This window comes from bacterium (assembly GCA_016708315.1).
Lineage (GTDB): Bacteria > Zixibacteria > MSB-5A5 > CAIYYT01 > CAIYYT01 > JADJGC01.
The window spans coordinates 26134-42771 of record JADJGC010000006.1 but is presented as its reverse complement, the minus strand read 5'-3'; the positions used below and the strand labels follow the sequence as shown (position 1 = coordinate 42771).

General features: G+C 51.2%; 16 protein-coding genes. 8 read left to right on the top strand and 8 right to left on the bottom strand.

From position 1 onward, the window contains the following. Window positions 1–14 precede the first annotated feature (14 nt). Entirely contained in the window at window positions 15–2255 is a 2241-nt protein-coding gene (locus IPH59_07530; GenBank protein ID MBK7091557.1) for a putative Ig domain-containing protein, read from the top strand. A 68-nt stretch (window positions 2256–2323) separates the two neighbouring features. Here IPH59_07530 and IPH59_07525 read toward each other — a convergent pair whose 3' ends face one another. The 7 genes from IPH59_07525 to IPH59_07495 all read right to left on the bottom strand — a co-directional run bounded on the left by IPH59_07525 (window position 2324) and on the right by IPH59_07495 (window position 8607). Continuing rightward, complete coding sequence (locus tag IPH59_07525; GenBank protein ID MBK7091556.1) at window positions 2324–3067, bottom strand: hypothetical protein; 744 nt, start codon at window positions 3065–3067, stop codon at window positions 2324–2326. 222 nt (window positions 3068–3289) lie between these two features. Beyond that, entirely contained in the window at window positions 3290–3805 is a 516-nt protein-coding gene (locus IPH59_07520) for a hypothetical protein (protein ID MBK7091555.1), read from the bottom strand. Window positions 3806–4148: 343 nt separating this feature from the next. Continuing rightward, a complete protein-coding gene (locus IPH59_07515) occupies window positions 4149–5273 on the bottom strand; it encodes a thrombospondin type 3 repeat-containing protein (protein ID MBK7091554.1) in 1125 nt (374 codons plus the stop codon). Between the two features lie 992 nt (window positions 5274–6265). Then, a complete protein-coding gene (locus IPH59_07510) occupies window positions 6266–6703 on the bottom strand; it encodes an SRPBCC domain-containing protein (protein ID MBK7091553.1) in 438 nt (145 codons plus the stop codon). Continuing rightward, on the bottom strand, window positions 6700–7038 hold the full coding sequence (locus tag IPH59_07505; protein ID MBK7091552.1) for a winged helix-turn-helix transcriptional regulator: 339 nt from the start codon (window positions 7036–7038) through the stop codon (window positions 6700–6702). The genes IPH59_07510 and IPH59_07505 overlap by 4 nt, the downstream gene beginning before the upstream one ends. Before the next feature lie 261 nt (window positions 7039–7299). After that, window positions 7300–7932 (bottom strand): transmembrane anchor protein, encoded by a 633-nt coding sequence (locus tag IPH59_07500; protein MBK7091551.1) that lies wholly within the window; start codon window positions 7930–7932, stop codon window positions 7300–7302. Between the two features lie 21 nt (window positions 7933–7953). Continuing rightward, entirely contained in the window at window positions 7954–8607 is a 654-nt protein-coding gene (locus tag IPH59_07495; GenBank protein MBK7091550.1) for a HupE/UreJ family protein, read from the bottom strand. A 277-nt stretch (window positions 8608–8884) separates the two neighbouring features. Here IPH59_07495 and IPH59_07490 point away from each other — a divergent pair, with 277 nt between their 5' ends. Next, window positions 8885–9109, top strand: a complete 225-nt coding sequence (locus IPH59_07490; protein ID MBK7091549.1) for a hypothetical protein — start codon at window positions 8885–8887, stop codon at window positions 9107–9109. A 471-nt stretch (window positions 9110–9580) separates the two neighbouring features. Here IPH59_07490 and IPH59_07485 read toward each other — a convergent pair whose 3' ends face one another. Beyond that, window positions 9581–11173, bottom strand: a complete 1593-nt coding sequence (locus tag IPH59_07485) for a hypothetical protein (protein MBK7091548.1) — start codon at window positions 11171–11173, stop codon at window positions 9581–9583. 370 nt (window positions 11174–11543) lie between these two features. On the opposite strand from IPH59_07485, the gene rplU reads away from it, so the two are divergent. The 6 genes from rplU to IPH59_07455 all read left to right on the top strand — a co-directional run bounded on the left by rplU (window position 11544) and on the right by IPH59_07455 (window position 16564). After that, window positions 11544–11858: a 50S ribosomal protein L21 gene (gene rplU / locus IPH59_07480; protein MBK7091547.1), complete on the top strand. Its 315-nt coding sequence runs from the start codon at window positions 11544–11546 to the stop codon at window positions 11856–11858. A gap of 13 nt (window positions 11859–11871) precedes the next feature. Continuing rightward, complete coding sequence (gene bamA, locus IPH59_07475; GenBank protein MBK7091546.1) at window positions 11872–14187, top strand: outer membrane protein assembly factor BamA; 2316 nt, start codon at window positions 11872–11874, stop codon at window positions 14185–14187. Between the two features lie 36 nt (window positions 14188–14223). Beyond that, window positions 14224–14754, top strand: coding sequence for an OmpH family outer membrane protein (locus tag IPH59_07470; GenBank protein ID MBK7091545.1), 531 nt, complete (start codon window positions 14224–14226; stop codon window positions 14752–14754). Window positions 14755–14760: 6 nt separating this feature from the next. Next, window positions 14761–15219, top strand: a complete 459-nt coding sequence (locus IPH59_07465) for an OmpH family outer membrane protein (protein MBK7091544.1) — start codon at window positions 14761–14763, stop codon at window positions 15217–15219. Window positions 15220–15222: 3 nt separating this feature from the next. Continuing rightward, window positions 15223–16254 carry a UDP-3-O-(3-hydroxymyristoyl)glucosamine N-acyltransferase gene (lpxD, locus tag IPH59_07460; GenBank protein ID MBK7091543.1) on the top strand — a complete coding sequence of 344 codons (1032 nt, stop codon included), beginning with the start codon at window positions 15223–15225 and terminating at the stop codon, window positions 16252–16254. A gap of 118 nt (window positions 16255–16372) precedes the next feature. Then, on the top strand, window positions 16373–16564 hold the full coding sequence (locus IPH59_07455; GenBank protein ID MBK7091542.1) for a hypothetical protein: 192 nt from the start codon (window positions 16373–16375) through the stop codon (window positions 16562–16564). Window positions 16565–16638 lie beyond the last annotated feature (74 nt).

The following is a 16638-nucleotide window of genomic DNA, read 5'->3' as shown; positions in this document are numbered from 1 at the left end:
AACTGGAGGAATGTGTGCCTGCCAAGTCTTGTTTAACGTTGAAAATAGTGCCGCGCATCTTGGTGACGGCTGCGATGCTTCTTATGACTTTCTCGATCGCGGTTGCACGTGAATTCGAGAAGGTGCCAATCGAGCAGGCAATCAAGGAATCGCGCGAACATCGCCAGCAAGAGCAAGTTGCCAAAGCCGAGCGTCTCGCCAAACAGCGCGATTCGCAGGAACAGCTTGGTATCTTTGGCGCTCTGCCGACGCAATACCAGTACGATGTGACCTTTTATCGTCTCGACTTAAACGTCAATCTGACGACAGAGATCATTACCGGTCGCGTTGATATGACCTCCACGGTCACTCAGGACAACGTCACCTTTTGCCAGATCGACCTTTATTCCAACATGACGGTCGACTCAGTCAGAGTTGATGGCGGTTTTGCGACTTACTCGCGGGCCGGAAACCTCGTGACGGCAAATTTGCCCAGTACGAAAAACGCCGGTGATGTGTTTACCGTTACGACCTACTATCGCGGTCACCCGGTCGAGGGCGGATTCCAAGCGTTCTCATTTGACAGCTATGGCGGCAATCCGGTGATAACGACCCTTTCAGAGCCGTATCTGGCGCGAACCTGGTGGCCTTGCAAGGACTATCCGGATGACAAAGCCGACTCGATGGACATTATCATCACTTACCCCAGCAATTTGTTCTGCAGTTCGAACGGCACGATGCTGGGCGATATCGACAACGGCAACAGCACGCGCACGACTTATTGGCGGAACCGTTACCCGATCACCACGTACTTGGTCAGCTTAGCGATGTCGAACTATTCGCATTGGCGCGAATGGTTCAACTACACCGCGAATGACTCTATGCCGGTAGATTACTGGGTGTATCCTTCGCAGTTAGGTTCAGCGCAGACTGGTTACGCACCAACGGTACCGATGCTCGATACGCTTTCGCGGCTGTTTGGACTGTATCCGTTCATCAATGAGAAGTACGCGATGTCGATGTTCAACTGGGGCGGCGCTATGGAGCACCAGACGAACACTTCGATTATGAATAACACATTCGGTCAAGGCATTATCGTCCACGAAATGGGACACCAATGGTGGGGAGATATGATCACCTGCCGGAATTGGCACCACATCTGGATGAACGAAGGATTCGCAACTTATACTGAAGCGCTGTGGTTTGAAAGTCTCGGCGGGTTTACCGACCTGCGCAGCTACATGAACGGCATGAGATACACCTCAGGCGGCACAATCTATTGCGCTGATACTACAGACGTGTGGACGATCTTTAGCAGCCGTGTATACGACAAAGGCGCGTGGGTGCTGCACATGCTTCGCGGAATAGTCGGCGATGCTGCATTCTTCGACATCCTTCAAACCTACTATGATGACCCGCGCTACAAGTGGGACGATGTTGCGACCGAAGATTTCCGCGATCTCTGCGAAGAAGTAACCGGCATGGATCTGCATCCGTTCTTCCAGGATTGGATCTATGGAACATATTTCCCGAAGTACGCCATGTCGTACACATACGACCAGACTTCGCCGACTTCGTTCCGCGTTTATGTTCATGTTCGCCAATACCAAACAACGAGCCCGACAGTGTTCCGCATGAACAATGTTGATTTCACGGTCAGTAACGGCACCAATCATGATTATGTGGCATCCAATACTCTCCGCGATCAAGACTACGTCTTCGATCTGACCGGGACTTCGTTGCCGCCGACATCAGTCAGCATCGATCGCAACGATTGGATTCTCAAACTTACGATGAATGAATCGTATGCAGTGCATATCATCTATGATCAGCTTGAAGATGGAGATCAGTTCCAGCCTTATGCTGATACGGTGACTGTGCGCGGCGGAACGGCGCCATATTCGTTCAGTATCATCTCGGGGACGCTTCCCGCCGGCCTGACGCTGAACACCACGAACGGCATCATCAGCGGCACACCGGTGGATACTGGTCTTGTGCAGGTCTCAATTCGCGCGACAGGCACTGCGGGTGGTAACGAGACTGAGTTGATTTCGTTCCACATTGCCGCGGCGCCATACTTGTCGGGCGATGCCGACCATTCGGGCGGAGTGAATATCTCCGATGCCGTGTATATCATTAGCTATGTGTTCAACGGTGGTCCTGCTCCGAATCCGATGGCGGCCGGTGATGCCGACTGCAGTGGAATTGTGAACATCTCTGATGCAGTCTACCTGATCAACTACGTATTCGCCGGTGGACCGGCGCAGTGTCAATAATGTAACAACACAATCGTGAATTCATGCAGGGAGTCAGAAGGGGCTCCCGGCTGTTTTTGTGCAATTTGTTACCGTGGTTCGGGTCTGCGCATTGATTGTGCATGAGCGGGTGCGAGAGCGAACCTCGCGTTCCCAGCGCGGGGCGCACTACTTGCCGTGGAATCGGCTGTCTTTAACTGCTTCTCCATCTCAATTCGCATTTGCTCGAGCTTGGCTTCGAACTCCGCGCGCAACTTGGTAACCTCGGCGTTAATGCGCGACTGCGTCTGTTGGTCGATCTCCTCTTGTTCTGGATTACCTGCGTAATCTCCTTTGCCCAGCCAGAAGTAATTTGTTGGGAAGAACATGATCGTCAACTGGGCGTCATTAACAAAGGCGCCGTCAACGAATGCAGCTTTGCCCAACAGATAAAGTGACTGCTGCCCGCCATCGACCGAGAAGTATCCGTGTATCGTTGCGAACTCACGGAAATTGTAGGTCGACCAACCACTGGAGCACCTTCGGAGAAACCCTTGGTCGGCGGGAATAGTGCCTGCGACATTCGACACAGCAAATGTAAACTCCTCGGTTTCACCACTGGTATGCCAGAAGTCGTAACTGCAGGTTCCTATCACAGCCACCCAACCGTCGGTAGGGAAATAGCAACTGCGGGTCAGTACAGTCGTAACCACTCCGTCTGGAAGAGAGACTGATCCGGTCGAGCGTTCTGCGTTGGAAATGCCCGCTTCATTGCGGCATTCGATGTGACTGATCGACCCGGAAGGCAGCATTACCGAAGAATCGCCGCTGTCGCCCAGGTTGAAGATCGCCACGGTCCGATCCGTCGTTGGTCCCCGCTAAGTTGCCGTCCACGACAAAGCCATTGTCCCTGCTCGTCCAATACCGCCGCTGCCGTCGCCGTCGGCCGAGGTAGCCTATAGAGGTCCCGTCGTGAAGAGCTCGGCCGCCTCCGTCAATTCCGCAAGTCAATTGCCACGCCGCTGGTTTGGTTCCCGTAGAGGTAGCGGCCATCGCTGAAGCGAGCCGAGCCGGGATTAGCGAATCGAGGCACGCGCTGCCACGACATCGAGTTTATAGCTTGGCGTCATAGTGCCGATTCCGACCTTCTTGTCAGAATTCTCAAGCCAGACGTTCGCGCCATCAGACCAGCCTCCGCCAAGCGTGCCGTCGGCAATGTCGGCGCGGAATGCGTAGGGCGTACTCACCATCAGATGCAATGGCAAGAGTTGTATCCCGCCGTCAATTGCGATTCCGAGATAGCAGGTCTGACCCTCGAAGGCATTGAGCGGAATTGGGGTGACGGAGCCGAGGATGACGCTAAACAGTCCATTTGTTACCACCACACCACTTTGCGTTTCGGTCCAGACCTGTCCGAGCCCGGCGGCATCAGTATAGATCTTGAATGTCAGCGAATGTTGGCCGTTGAGCGGTAATCCGATGTTGTCAGTCAAGCGCCCCTGATAGCTGATCTTGCCAGGAACTTCCGCATTCAGAGTCCCCGCCGCGATGATTGCCATAAGCAGAAGAAGTGTCGTGAGTCGAGGTCTCATATTGTTCTCCATCCTGAAAGGTTGATAGCCGGGATGCCGGAACCCTGGGCGGATGCGAGATTGGAGAGTGAGACAATCGTCGGAGTGCCTGCAACCCTGCATGTCGAATAATAATTTGCTAAGCTATGAGTATAGACCGTCATAGCGACGGCAAACCGACAAGCAGTAAGGATACTAATAGTATACCAAAACAACTATGATTGTCAATGATAATCAACTTGATAGGAGTGCTACCAGGGCCGTCTAGTGCCAGGCAAGTTGATTTAGAACAATGGATGGAGACCGGGAGTCTGTAGTGACTCCCGGTTTTTTTGTGGTGAGCTCAACCAAGCAAGATTGATCTTTACGGGCATCCGGCACACGGCGAAGCACCGCCGCCAAAAATGTGACCTATCAGATAAACCGCATCAGAAATCGTGATTGTGTTGCTGCAGTCGACATCACCAGCGAGAAGTGGCTGCGGTTGCGGTCCACCACCGAAGATATAGCTGATCAGGTACACGGCGTCCGAGATGGAGACACTGAGCGAACCGTTGGCATCCCCGCAAACATAGGGCGGGTTCACAACCACAACCGTAGCTGCGTATGTGTCGGACTTCTGCGGATTACCTGAGTCGAAACATTTCACCGTAAAGTAATATGTTCCAGCCAGCGCGGGCGACCCAAACAGCTCACCATTGATAAAGTCCATTCCGAACGGGACATCACCACCGAAGAACTGCCAAATGTATGGCGCTACGCCTCCGACTGCTGTGAATTGGTACGCATACTCCTCGCCGCGAACAGCATCAGGTATGTCATAAGCTTGAATGTGAAGTTGTCCATCGCAGGCATCACCGACTCCGTCGTCGTTCTCGTCATATTGATCAATGTTTGCGGCCAACGGGCAATTGTCGCAGGCATCGCCGAAATCGTCGTTGTCGGTGTCAGTCTGCGCCACATTTGCGTCTTCCGGACAATTGTCGGTCGGACATGTCGACGCTGCAAAGCCGGGATTAGCATAGCCGTATCCGTCGGTATCGGTGCATTGGTCGCAAGCATCGCCGATACCATCCCCATCAACATCAGCTTGTTCAAAATTCGGTGTCGAAACGCAATTGTCACAAACATCGCCGCGCTGGTCGCCATCGGTATCGATCTGATCAACGTTCACTACCATTGGGCAGTTGTCGATTGAATTGGCGATCATGTCGCCGTCCATGTCATCATCGCAAGCATCGCCGGTGCCGTCGCCATCAATGTCCTCCTGACAGGCATTGAATGCACTGGGGCAATTGTCGGTAGAATTACCCCAACTGTCGAAGTCAGGGTCGTTTGCAGTAGCAGTGCCGTTGGAAGGAACAACCGCGTCGCACTCCAGCCAGCCGGCCAAGCGTGCGGCGATCCAACAATGCATGCGACCGGACTGTTGCAGCGTGAACTCACTCTGGCAGGCTTCGTTGGCATAGCCCATGTAGTTCTGTGTCATGGTCAGCCCCCAGGGAAGATCCGAGCACTCATCGTTACCGCCGGGCGGACTGCAGCTAAAGTTAATCGGTGTTGGATCAGTGTCAGAGCAGAAGTCTCCGGTAAAATCTCTATCGTTGGCGTCAACTGACTCGTAGCATTCGCCACAGGCCGCGACCTCGGATACGCCATGTTGGGTGTGATACAATCCAAGAACGTGACCGACTTCATGAACCAGTAGCTTGCCGCCGCCATAGAACCAGCTATCGTCCGCCACCACACCGCCGAGTGGACCAAGCGCCGCAGGAAGGAATGCAAACACGCCAGTGCCGCCTTGAGGATTCGTGTTGGTGACGTAAATGTTCAAGTACCTGTCGGTTTGATATGCCAAAGCCGCCTTCATCTGATCTGCTTCACCGCCGAGTAATTGCGCAAGATTTCGAAATTGAGTTGAGTTGTCGATTCGCCATTCCCAAATGAAACGCAAGCGATGTTCTGCAAAGATGTCGTTGAGTGTGGCCATCTGCGCCGTAATGGTTGCCAAGTTTGTTGCAGGATTTGAACCGTCATCGTTGGCGAGGATATGAATGTAGGTGCGAATGATCTGAAACGGTTTGTTAGTAGCCGGAATTGAGGCGTCTCGCACCGATGGTAGGTCGCAATCGCCGTATGTTTGACACGCCCGAGAACTTGCATCGAGAAGCTGCATGTATTCATTTGTCAAGCATGCCGGGAATCTCGCTGTATCTGGCTGGGGAGGGGTTTCCGTTTCGGCAGCATAGCCTTTAAACGGCAAGCCCATAAGCAGCAGTACCAGGAAAAGAAACTGGATTTTCACGTTTGCCTCGCTGTATCTGACAAGAATGAGTAAGTGCTTACATAAAACGATTAACTCAAACTATTACGAATACCGGGGGCGTGCGCCCAATGCTGCTTCGTGATCGGTCGGGAAGAGTTCGCGAACTGCCGACCGGAATTGTCCTCCGGCCGGCAAGTTGCGGGTAGAACGAGGTGTTAATTGATTTCGTGCAGGAATTTCGCCAGTGAGATGTTAACGAATTCGGTCCAGCCAGCAACGAAGTTCTCGCGCTTGAGCGCTTCGACATCAGCAGGGAAGGTGTGCAGTCCGGAATGAGTCAACACCAGCCGCGTTTTGCCGCCCTCATCGAACAGCTCGAAACGCACCAGCGAGTCGCCGCTGTAGCCGTCATATCGCCATGTGTAGGCAATAAGCTTCTTGGGTTTGACTTCCGTGACTTTGCACAGGTGAGACCACTCATGTTTATCGTTGCTGACAACGAATGAAAATTCGTATCCGACTTCGGCTTTGAAACCGGGCAGGTCAAAGTACCACTGCTTCATTTGTTCCGGGTCGGTCAGTGCGCGCCAGACGCGATCGATTGGCGCGTTGTAGGTCTTTTCGATGATGAGATCGCTGGGATTGTTGTTCATCGTTTCTTCCTCTTTGGTTTCTTGTTTGAATCGTCCAAGAATGTTTCGAGCGCATCAAGTTTGGCTGTCCAGAATTTGCGGTGCCGTTCAACCCATTCTGCGACTTCGTTGAGCGGCCCAAGATTAGCCTCGCAGAAACGTTCGCGCCCGCGCTGCTCAATCACGACCAATCCGCACTCGCTCAGAATCTTGATATGCTGCGAAATGGCAGGGCGGCTGACTCTGAAATTCTCCGCAATCGCGTTGAGGTTCAGAGACTTGCGAGCGATCAGGTTGATGATTTCCCGCCGCGTTGGGTCGGCAATCGCTTGATAAACATCACGTCGTGTTTCCATATCCTTACTTTCTGTAAGTACCTACTTACGGATATATACGTAAGGACGTGATTACGTGATGGGATTTTGGGAGAATATTTTGAAGGAATTCAGTTTTGTACCCCAGCCAACGGGGAGTGTTGAAAGTGTCCTAGGCACTGTCATCCTGAGCGCAGCGAAGGATCTGTTCGTGTTGCGTAGCAAAGACTAACAGATTCTTCACTTCGTTCAGAATGACACGGGAGGACTTGTTCATCAGTCCCCACGATGGGGTACAAGTAGCTACATCCTCTTGATGTCCGTGAAACTACCGCTTACTTTCAGTGACACCGTCATAGTTTCCGCAGTCCGGTTGCGCCAGAACCAACCGTGGTTGCCGTCGAAGGCGGCCTCAAGCACGCCCTCGCTGCGCTCCTTTGAGCCTTTTTCATAATTGTGATATTTGATATTGAGGGCCTTGGAATCGGCGTGAGTATCGAAATTCGCACGACCGCCATTGGTCCACCATGAGTAGTTTACGGAATCGCCCTTCGCCATTGTCAGCTTGATCTCTTTGCCTTCATTCGGGGCGAGAGTGATCGACATTTCTTCGCTGCGAAGCGCCGGCTCGGACTCGGCTGTCAAGGTATCTGCCGTTTGTTGGGAATATTGCTCCACAACTTCAGGGACTTCGGATTTAAGCGGTTCTTCGCTGGGAGCTTCAACGGATGACTCATCGGCCAACGATGCTTTAATCTCACCCATCTTGCGCAATCCGACAAAGCTGCCAAATCCGGTAGGGTCGATCCCATACTCGGCAGGAAGCACGACAGTGACCAGGATGAATGTTGCCGCGAGCGCTGCGACAATCGTTGATTTCAGAAGCTGTCCCTTTGTTGGAAGATCTTCAGGTGATGGTTGCTGATTATTGTACATTATGAAATCCTTCGAATTTGTTTAGAGGAAATACCCGGTTAACTGATAGCCCACGAAAATGAATCCGGCTGCCATAAGGGCGACATTTGCATTGTAGGCATGACGCAAAAAGCCGCTGGTGCGACGCCAATAGCTCATCGCAATCAAGATCATGGCCAAACCCATCAACTGCCCAAGCTCGACGCCGACATTGAAAGCAATGAGATTCGGCACCAGCCCATCGGGCGAGACATTGTAGTCGAGAATCTTGGTTGCGAGTCCAAAGCCATGGAACAGGCCAAAGATGAGAGTCGCAATCTTGGTGCTTGGTTGGAATCCAAACCAGCGCTGATATGCCCCCATGTTATCCAGTGCTTTGTAAACAATTGAGAATCCGATGATGGCATCAATCAGGTATGCGTTTACACCGAAATTAAACAACACGCCCGACAGCAGCGTGACTGAATGTCCGACAGCGAACAACGTCACATAGATGCTGATGTCCTTAAGGCGATATAGAAAGAAGATGACACCAAACAGAAACAACAAATGATCATATCCGGTCACCATGTGTTTGGCGCCAAGGTAGATGAACGGCACAATCATTGTGCCGGAACTCTCCTGGATGAAACCCTTGTCGCCTTCGGTAACGCCGTGGGCTACTGCCTCCGGAGCGAACGCGAAAGATGAGATCATCACTGCGAGCAGTACGATCAGATATCCGTGAATAATCGATTTTCGACGATTTTCAGTCACTATTAACCTCAATAGCACGAGTGTTGATTATTGTCAATTAGTAATCCACCGCGCCCGTTCTGAGATCGGTGAATTCGGTTGAGTTGGAGACAGTATGTCTCGCGGACTCAAAGTGTATTACGGAATGGAATCAGTTTTTTTAGGCGGCGGGTGGACCGCGCTGTTTGCTGCAGGTCGAGTGATAGTCGCGAGGCGGTGGAGAATCCCCAATTTGGAAATGAGTCAGGACGCAATCAGATTGAAGAAATGCTGTCGCCCCAAGTATACCAACCTGTGGTTGACTCAAGAGGGTTCTGTGCGCTTGAATCCGAGTCAACTGGCCATGATGTTGGTCGCCGTAGTGATGCTTATGGCTGTCAGTCTGCGATTCGTCGTCGTGATGGTGATCATCGAGGCTTGCAATATCAGTCGATATCGCAATCCCGACGGATTCGACGCTTGAGAGAGCTTCCGCATGTGAATGGTGGGAATGATAGTATGGATAGACTTGGCTAAAGAATGAGATTACGAGTACGAATGACAACTTCCAGAAATGAAGCTGCCGAGGTTTTTGCTGACGTCTCTCCATAAGGGCGAATAAACGCGGTTTTATTGAGATGTCAATAGGGCATATTGTGGGTCAAAAATGGCGATGCTGAGCAAGTTAAAGGCAAATGCTCCGACAAGAGCAGTTTGAATCCAGTCAATTTCCAAATTGGGGAGGCGAGAAGCCGAGGTCGACGGAATTGGGGTCTTAGAGGGTTGATTTTCACTTGAAAAACGCCTCGTCGGGTTGCCATGTTACTAGTTACCGTGAGTTTTTGCTTGGTGTTTGTGAGAAAAGACTCGGTTACTTGATAAAGAGAGATAGACGGCTCTGCGGAAGATTTGAAATCGCAACGACCAAGACGTTGACGTGCAGGATCATGGTTTTTCATTGACAGCTATTACACGGAGCTGGTCCTCCTTCAAAGATAGCATTGATCAGGTGGACCACATCCGAAACACTTATGATTCCTGTGCAGTCGACATCGGCTTGGCTATTTGGGTCGGGGAAAGGGCCGCCTAAGAAAATGTAGTTTACAAGGAAAACGACATCAGAAATCCCCACATCACCGCTGCCATCAGCATCTCCACACAATAGCTGGTAGTATTTCATAGTAAGAAAATCGTCATGCCAGGTGGAACCATCGAGTCTGACGGTCAAACCTGCAGTCACAATCCGGCCAAATCGATCAACGTTGATCAAGTAAGGTTCATATGCATGCTCTAGGTCGCCGTTAAATGACTTGTCCCACACCAAATCACCTTCTGGATTGAATTTAAGCATATAACCACCGTTTGGACTTGCAGTGCCCTCGGGCGGTTGTCCTCGGCACAAGTAGATGTTTCCGTATCCGTCAAAGCTGACATCCGTTTTCGACGAACCATTGGTTTGTCCTATATCGGGATAAGTGCGGCTCCACAAAATCTCCCCTTCAGAAGATAGCTTCGTGACATAGGCATCCCAATAAAACAACGATAGACCACCCAGTGCGCCGCTTATGACTATATCGTCTGTCTCCGAAATTGCCAGTGAATATGGTCGCGGGAGAATGCCAGCACTAGGTGAATTAATAATGTTTGTCCATATTATTTCACCATCCTGGCTGTACTTGAATACAAATGCTTCCAAGTCAGTAAACTGCCAGTATCGGGATTCGCCCAATACGATTAGATCACCGTTTGTGTCCAATGCAACCTCAACAAACCCATCGGCGTCCTTGGCGGGAGAGTTGTACGTTCTGGACCAGAGCTTCTGTCCCGTCGAGTCAAAGGCAACAATCAGAGCATCGCTTGGAGAATCAAATCGTGAACTGTAACCAACCGCATAGCACGTTCCGTTCGGGGCAACCGCAAGGTTCTTTATGTAATCCGCGCCATTGAACTCATTGTAATTTCTTGACCACAGCAGATTGCCGGATATGTCGAATTTCGATAAGACAATATCTGAGTTTCCAGTCGAAATCGCAGTAATACCGGCAATTACAACATTTCCACGGTCATCAACCACCATTGCAGTCGAGTTGTCATTTTGTTCGTTTCCGGCGCCAATTTCATGTCGCCACATCTCTGAGCCAGCTTCGTCATATCTGATGACAAGTATATCACTTGTAACTTGATAGAATCCATAGTCGATGCGTATGTCGCCGCAACTGAATATACTCCCGTCCTTGGCAATAGCGACAAATCTTCCAATATCATCCAAGTGAGGTACAACATCAATCGACCTTGCCCAGAGAGCATCGCCTGAACGGTTGTATTTGAGAGTTGCCCACTTTCGCACTCCTTCAGAATTTTCGCTCATGCCAGTAACGACAATGTCGCCGTTGGCTGCGACAGCCAAAGACGTAGCATAGTCCGAGTGTCGGAGATTCGTTCCGTAGAGACGTACCCAACCTTCGGTTAGAATTTGAGTTTGACCCAGCAAAGCACTTCCGCTTGTAAGCACCATGCAAACAAGCATAACTGCGAATCTGTGCTTCATATCGGTCGACTCTCCTTTTTTGGCGGATGAATGCCGCTATGATTCGGTAGCCTTAAGATATGTCTTTATGTCTATTATGTCAAGAAATCATGACAGGACTACCATGTGTACATTATGCCGATGCTCGACTTGCTCCGCAATTCACGCATGGCACCCAAATTCGGCAAAGCAGTCACTAATGACCTCCAAGGGCACGGACCGTGCTCAACTCCCCCCTAACCCCATAGTTTTTAGGAACTTTGCCATCCCCCCAATTCTATAATTACCATTAGGGCAGGGTGTCAACCGGACAGATAGTTCTTGACAAATGCCGTCCAAAAGCTATCATATCAGACTATTTTGCGTAGTTTGAGAGGAGTTTGTTAGAAGCATGTATGCAATTGTAGAAGCTGGCGGACTGCAGTACCGTGTCGCCACAGGCGATGTTATTCGCGTGCCAATGCACGTTGCCGAACCGGGTGCGTCTTATCAAATAGAGCGCGTCCTGATGGTCGGTGACGGCGAATCGAGCAAGATCGGCCGACCGCTGGTCGACGGCGCCAAAGTTGAAGCGACCGTTCTCGATATGGGCCGTGACAAGAAGGTGTTGGTATTCAAGAAGAAACGCCGCACCAAGTATCGCAAGATGCGCGGACATCGTCAGGACTTTACTGATCTGAAAATCGGAAAAATCATCGTCAGCTAACAGACAGGCACGGATGAGCAAATCGCAAGCAGCGGCGCTATGGATCGTTTCGCTGCTCATCGCGCTCTTCGCATCGACAACGGCGAAGGCGCAAAGCTACGAAGTCGCAAGTGTGGTGGTCGAAGGGAACCGGGCGGTTGAGTCTTCGCTGATCAGTTCCGTCTCCGGCCTTACAACCGGCATGAAGCTTTCCTCGACTGCGGTCCAGGAAGCAATCCGCCGTATCTACGCTTTGGGGCTTTTCTCCGACGTTCAAGCCTCCGGTGAATTCGCCGGCGGCCGGATCAACGTCAAAATCACCGTCATCGAGCATCCTCAAATAGCCGAAATCGACTTCGAAGGCAACAAGTCGATCAAAACCGACAAGCTCAAGGAAAAGCTAACCGTTTTCGAGCGCCAAACTGTCGGTCCAAGCCAGATTTCCAACAGCGTCGACGCCGTACGAAAATTCTATCGCGACGAGGGCTATTATCTTGCCGAAGTCGTTACCGAAACCAAGTCGCTCGACAGCAACAAAATTGCGGTCGTGTTCAAGGTTAAGGAGAACGAAAAGGTCAAGATTCGGGCGATTGAATTTGAGGGGAACCAGGCGTTTTCCGATGGGTCGCTTCGCGGCGAAATGAACGCCAAGCCGAAGAGTTTCCTCCGTTCGGGAGCTTTCAAGCGCGATCAGTTCGACGAAGACAAAGACAAGATAATCGAGTACTACCGCAAACGCGGCTATATTGATGCCGCAATCACATACGACAGCGTCATCGTCGATGCCGACGGCAAGGGGCTGATGCTGAAGCTTCAGGTGAATGAAGGAACCCGCTATCACTACGGCGATGTTACATTCACTGGAAATTCCATCTATAAAACGGAACTGCTCACGGATCAGCTTAAGTTTAAGCGCGGCGATATTTACGACACAGAAAAATTCGAAGAGACAGTCACGAACCTGTATTCTGTTTATCAGGAAGACGGCTACATCCACGTACGGATCATCGACAATGTGCAGACAGTCGATTCCTCGCTCAATATCGAGTTCGAAATTTCTGAAGGCGTGCCGGCGCACATCAACAAGGTTTTTGTCGAGGGCAACTCCAAGACTAAAGAGAAAGTTATCCGCCGCGAACTCTATTCGCGCCCTGGACAGATATTCAAGCGCTCCATGCTGATGCGCTCGCTTCGCAACGTTATGCTTCTGAACTATTTCTCGAATGTCGAGCCGGACGTAAAGAATCTTCCCGACGGCGATATCGATATCGTTTTCAAAGTCTCGGAAAAACCGACTGGACAGGTGCAGGCCGGCGCCGGTTATTCAGGACAAGACAAATTGGTTGGAACGCTCGGTTTGGGAATTCCCAACTTCCGGGGCAATGGCCAGAACGTCAATCTCGATTGGTCGTTTGGGTCGCGCCGCAATTCTATCTCGGTATCTTTCACTGAACCATGGATGTTCGATACACCAACCTCGTTCGGCGTTGATGTGTTCAGCGTCAACCGCGAATTGAGTTTTGGAGCTGAAGAATTCAGCGAAGGCACCCGCGGTATGGGTCTGCGGTTAGGGCGCCGTCTGACTTGGCCCGACGACTATTTCCGTATCACTGGGCGGTACACTTTGGAAGAAGTTCGGTATTTCGACTTTAACGACGCCTATCGCGAAAATAACAAGGACAACCCCAATAGTTTGCTCCAATTCGAAAATGACTGGCTGACAACTTCAGCCGTCGGAGTTTCGATAGTTCGCGATTCGCGTGATCTCTCGCAGTTTGCAACTTCGGGATCTCTAATACAGCTAAGCTCAGAGGCCTCCGGTTGGGTGCTGGGCGGCGATTGGAAGTACCACAAGCACATCTTCGATCTTGCCAAGTATCAGCGCGTCTGGTGGAAATTGGTGTTGGCAGGCAAAGTCCGTGTCGGTGTCATTGATTCTCCGGACGGCGATGACGGTATTCCGTATTCCGAGCGTTTTGCGCCGGGAGGCACCTATCAGGACGGCGTAATCCGCGGATATGAGGACGGCACCGTTGGACCGCGAAACTCGACAAACGGACTTCTGCGCGGACGATCGACCGTGATCTATAATCTCGAATTGCAGATGCCGATCGTTGAACAGCAGATATACGTCCTTGCCTTTGCCGACGCCGGCAATGCCTGGTTATCCGGCAAAGAAATCAAGCCGTTCGATCTGGATAAGACGGATGGTCTCAAAAAATCGGTGGGCGCCGGATTCAGAATTGTCATTCCAGGTTTAGGAACTATTGGATTTGACTTCGGATATGGCTATAATAACCCCGACGGCGCCGGCTGGAAACCTCATTTCCAAATGGGCACCACTTTCTAAAAGCGCATAGAAGTTTATTTTTTTTTGGAGGAAACCATGAATCGTATTTCATTTGTGTTTGCTGTCCTTGCATTCGCAACAATTTCTCTCGTACCCCTTTCGCTTCAGGCACAGGACAAGATCGTCTACATTGACTCGTACCGCATTCGCCTTGAGTACAAAGAATTCCAGGACGCGCAGGCGTTGTTCAATAAAGAAGTCGAGCAGTGGAATATCGAAGTTGAAGCCGGACAAAAAGAAATCGAACAGATGGAAGCCGAGCTTGCCAAGCAGGCGCTGATTCTCTCCGATGCCAAGAAGAAGGAGAAAGAAGCTGAAATCGAAACCAAGAAAGTTGCCTGGCAGAAGCTTGCCAACGACATCTTTGGTCCCGACGGCCGAGCCGAATTGCGCAACGTGGCATTGACCAAACCATTGCTGGACAAGATAAACTCCGTACTCGAACGTGTCGCCCTGATAGAAGGGTATGACATGATTCTCGACAGTGTCAACGGCAACATTGCCTACGCCAAGAAAGAGATGGAGATTACCGACAAGATTCTCGAAGAGCTGGAAAAGACGCAGTAGTATCTGATGTCCGGCAAGTACGCATACATCGACTCGTATCGACTTCGACAAGGATTCTCGAAGTTCATTACCGCACAAAGCGAGTTTGATGAGACAGTTCAACAGTGGAATTCCGAACTGGAGAGCGAGAAGAGCAGTATCGACCGGATGGAAGAGGAACTTGCCGAACAGTCGCTGCTATATTCCGACTCCGAGCAACAAGACAAGGCCAAGACGATTATGGCGCGCAAGATCGCCCTCAAGAACAGGGCAGAGGAATTCTTCGGTCCCAACGGACGCGCCGAAAAGCGCAATCACGAATTGACGCAGCCGTTGTTGGAAGAGATCAACAAGGCGCTGGAAGTTGTCGCCCAGTCCAAAGGTTACGATTTGATTTTGGACAGTATCAACGGCAACATAGCATTCGCCCTGAAGGAAATTGACGTCACTGAACTGGTCCTTCAGGAGCTGGAGAGAGCGAAATAACCAATGAAATTGCGGGCGCTGGCAGAAACGCTGGGCGGCGCCGTTGTCGGCGACGGCGACATCGAGATAACTCGCATCAGCACCCTGGAATCGGCAGGTGCCGGCGATCTCGCTTTTCTCGCAAACTCGCGTTATGAGAGCCAACTGGCGGCGACCAAAGCCGCTGCGGTCATAGTCGACGCGCCGCGCTCCCACCAACTCAATTATCTCATTCATCCCAATCCTTATTTTGCCTTTTGCCAGGCGCTCAAAGTAATCTCACCGGCGCCGGGGCATCGACTTCATCCCGGTATCTCATCTCTCGCCAGCATCGATCCCGATGTCACTTTGGGCGAAAACGCGCATGTCGGAAATTTTGTAGAGATAGCCTCGGGAACCAAAATTGGCGACAACTGCAAAATCATGACAGGAGCGGTCATTGGCCGCAACTGCGAACTGGGCAATAACTGCCTGATCTATCCGAATGTCACCATCTATGACGACACTGTCATCGGCAACAATGTATCGATTCATGCCGGGACGGTCATTGGCTCCGACGGATTCGGATATGCTCAGGACAAGGGGACTCACCACAAGGTCTACCAGATCGGGCGAGTACGCATCGAAGATGATGTCGAGATCGGCGCCAACTGTACAGTCGATCGTGCAGCATTGGGCGAAACCATAATCGGTGCGGGAACCAAGATTGACAATCTCGTGCAGATCGCGCACAATGTCAAAATCGGACGCGGATGCCTGATAGTCTCGCAGGTGGGAATCGCCGGTTCGACGACGATTGGCAACTACGTCGTACTTGCCGGACAGGCGGGAATTGTGGGGCATTTGAACATTCCCGACCGGGTGACTATCGCCGCGCAAGCCGGCGTCTCTGGTACGTTAAAAGAGGGGACAATCTACGCCGGTTCGCCGCAGCGCGAGCTGAAAGAATTCAAGATTCTCGAAGCCCATCTCAGCCGGCTGCCGGAGAAGATGGCAGAACTGAAGCGCCTGAAGGCCGAAGTCGAGGATTTGAAGAAACGACTGCCAGAGTCTTGATTCGGACCGTTCTAACCCATTCAATCACAAAATCTTCGCTCATTTTCATTCCGGCTATTGACTTTGGAACTCTCTTTCGTATAATAAAGGTCACTGTTTTTTTTAGGAGGACGAGGAAATGGCGAAAAGGCAATCATTTGCAGATAAGGCTTCGAAGAAGTCTCACGTCAAGATCTGTCCGGTCTGCTCCACGGCGATGGAACCCATCCGCCTGGTCGACCCAACCTTCACGACCGACAAGAAGTCGTGGAAGTTTAAGGACAAGATCGTCGAGATGTGCAAGTGTAATCAAAAAGACATATTGGGCTAGACGGCTCTTTCAAGGCTTTATCATTGCGTACTTTCGGTTCGGGTTCAACTCCCCAACCTCTAACGGACAGCATT

Bases quoted from the DNA above. Each gene is read 5' to 3' on its own strand.
- IPH59_07520 (MBK7091555.1), bottom strand. From the start codon at position 3,805: ATGAGACCTCGACTCACGACACTTCTTCTGCTTATGGCAATCATCGCG.
- IPH59_07515 (MBK7091554.1), bottom strand. From the start codon at position 5,273: ATGACACAGAACTACATGGGCTATGCCAACGAAGCCTGCCAGAGTGAG.
- IPH59_07510 (MBK7091553.1), bottom strand. From the start codon at position 6,703: ATGAACAACAATCCCAGCGATCTCATCATCGAAAAGACCTACAACGCG.
- IPH59_07505 (MBK7091552.1), bottom strand. From the start codon at position 7,038: ATGGAAACACGACGTGATGTTTATCAAGCGATTGCCGACCCAACGCGG.
- IPH59_07500 (MBK7091551.1), bottom strand. From the start codon at position 7,932: ATGTACAATAATCAGCAACCATCACCTGAAGATCTTCCAACAAAGGGA.
- IPH59_07495 (MBK7091550.1), bottom strand. From the start codon at position 8,607: ATGATCTCATCTTTCGCGTTCGCTCCGGAGGCAGTAGCCCACGGCGTT.
- IPH59_07490 (MBK7091549.1), top strand. From the start codon at position 8,885: ATGAGTCAGGACGCAATCAGATTGAAGAAATGCTGTCGCCCCAAGTAT.
- IPH59_07485 (MBK7091548.1), bottom strand. From the start codon at position 11,173: ATGAAGCACAGATTCGCAGTTATGCTTGTTTGCATGGTGCTTACAAGC.
- rplU (MBK7091547.1), top strand. From the start codon at position 11,544: ATGTATGCAATTGTAGAAGCTGGCGGACTGCAGTACCGTGTCGCCACA.
- bamA (MBK7091546.1), top strand. From the start codon at position 11,872: ATGAGCAAATCGCAAGCAGCGGCGCTATGGATCGTTTCGCTGCTCATC.
- IPH59_07470 (MBK7091545.1), top strand. From the start codon at position 14,224: ATGAATCGTATTTCATTTGTGTTTGCTGTCCTTGCATTCGCAACAATT.
- IPH59_07465 (MBK7091544.1), top strand. From the start codon at position 14,761: ATGTCCGGCAAGTACGCATACATCGACTCGTATCGACTTCGACAAGGA.
- lpxD (MBK7091543.1), top strand. From the start codon at position 15,223: ATGAAATTGCGGGCGCTGGCAGAAACGCTGGGCGGCGCCGTTGTCGGC.
- IPH59_07455 (MBK7091542.1), top strand. From the start codon at position 16,373: ATGGCGAAAAGGCAATCATTTGCAGATAAGGCTTCGAAGAAGTCTCAC.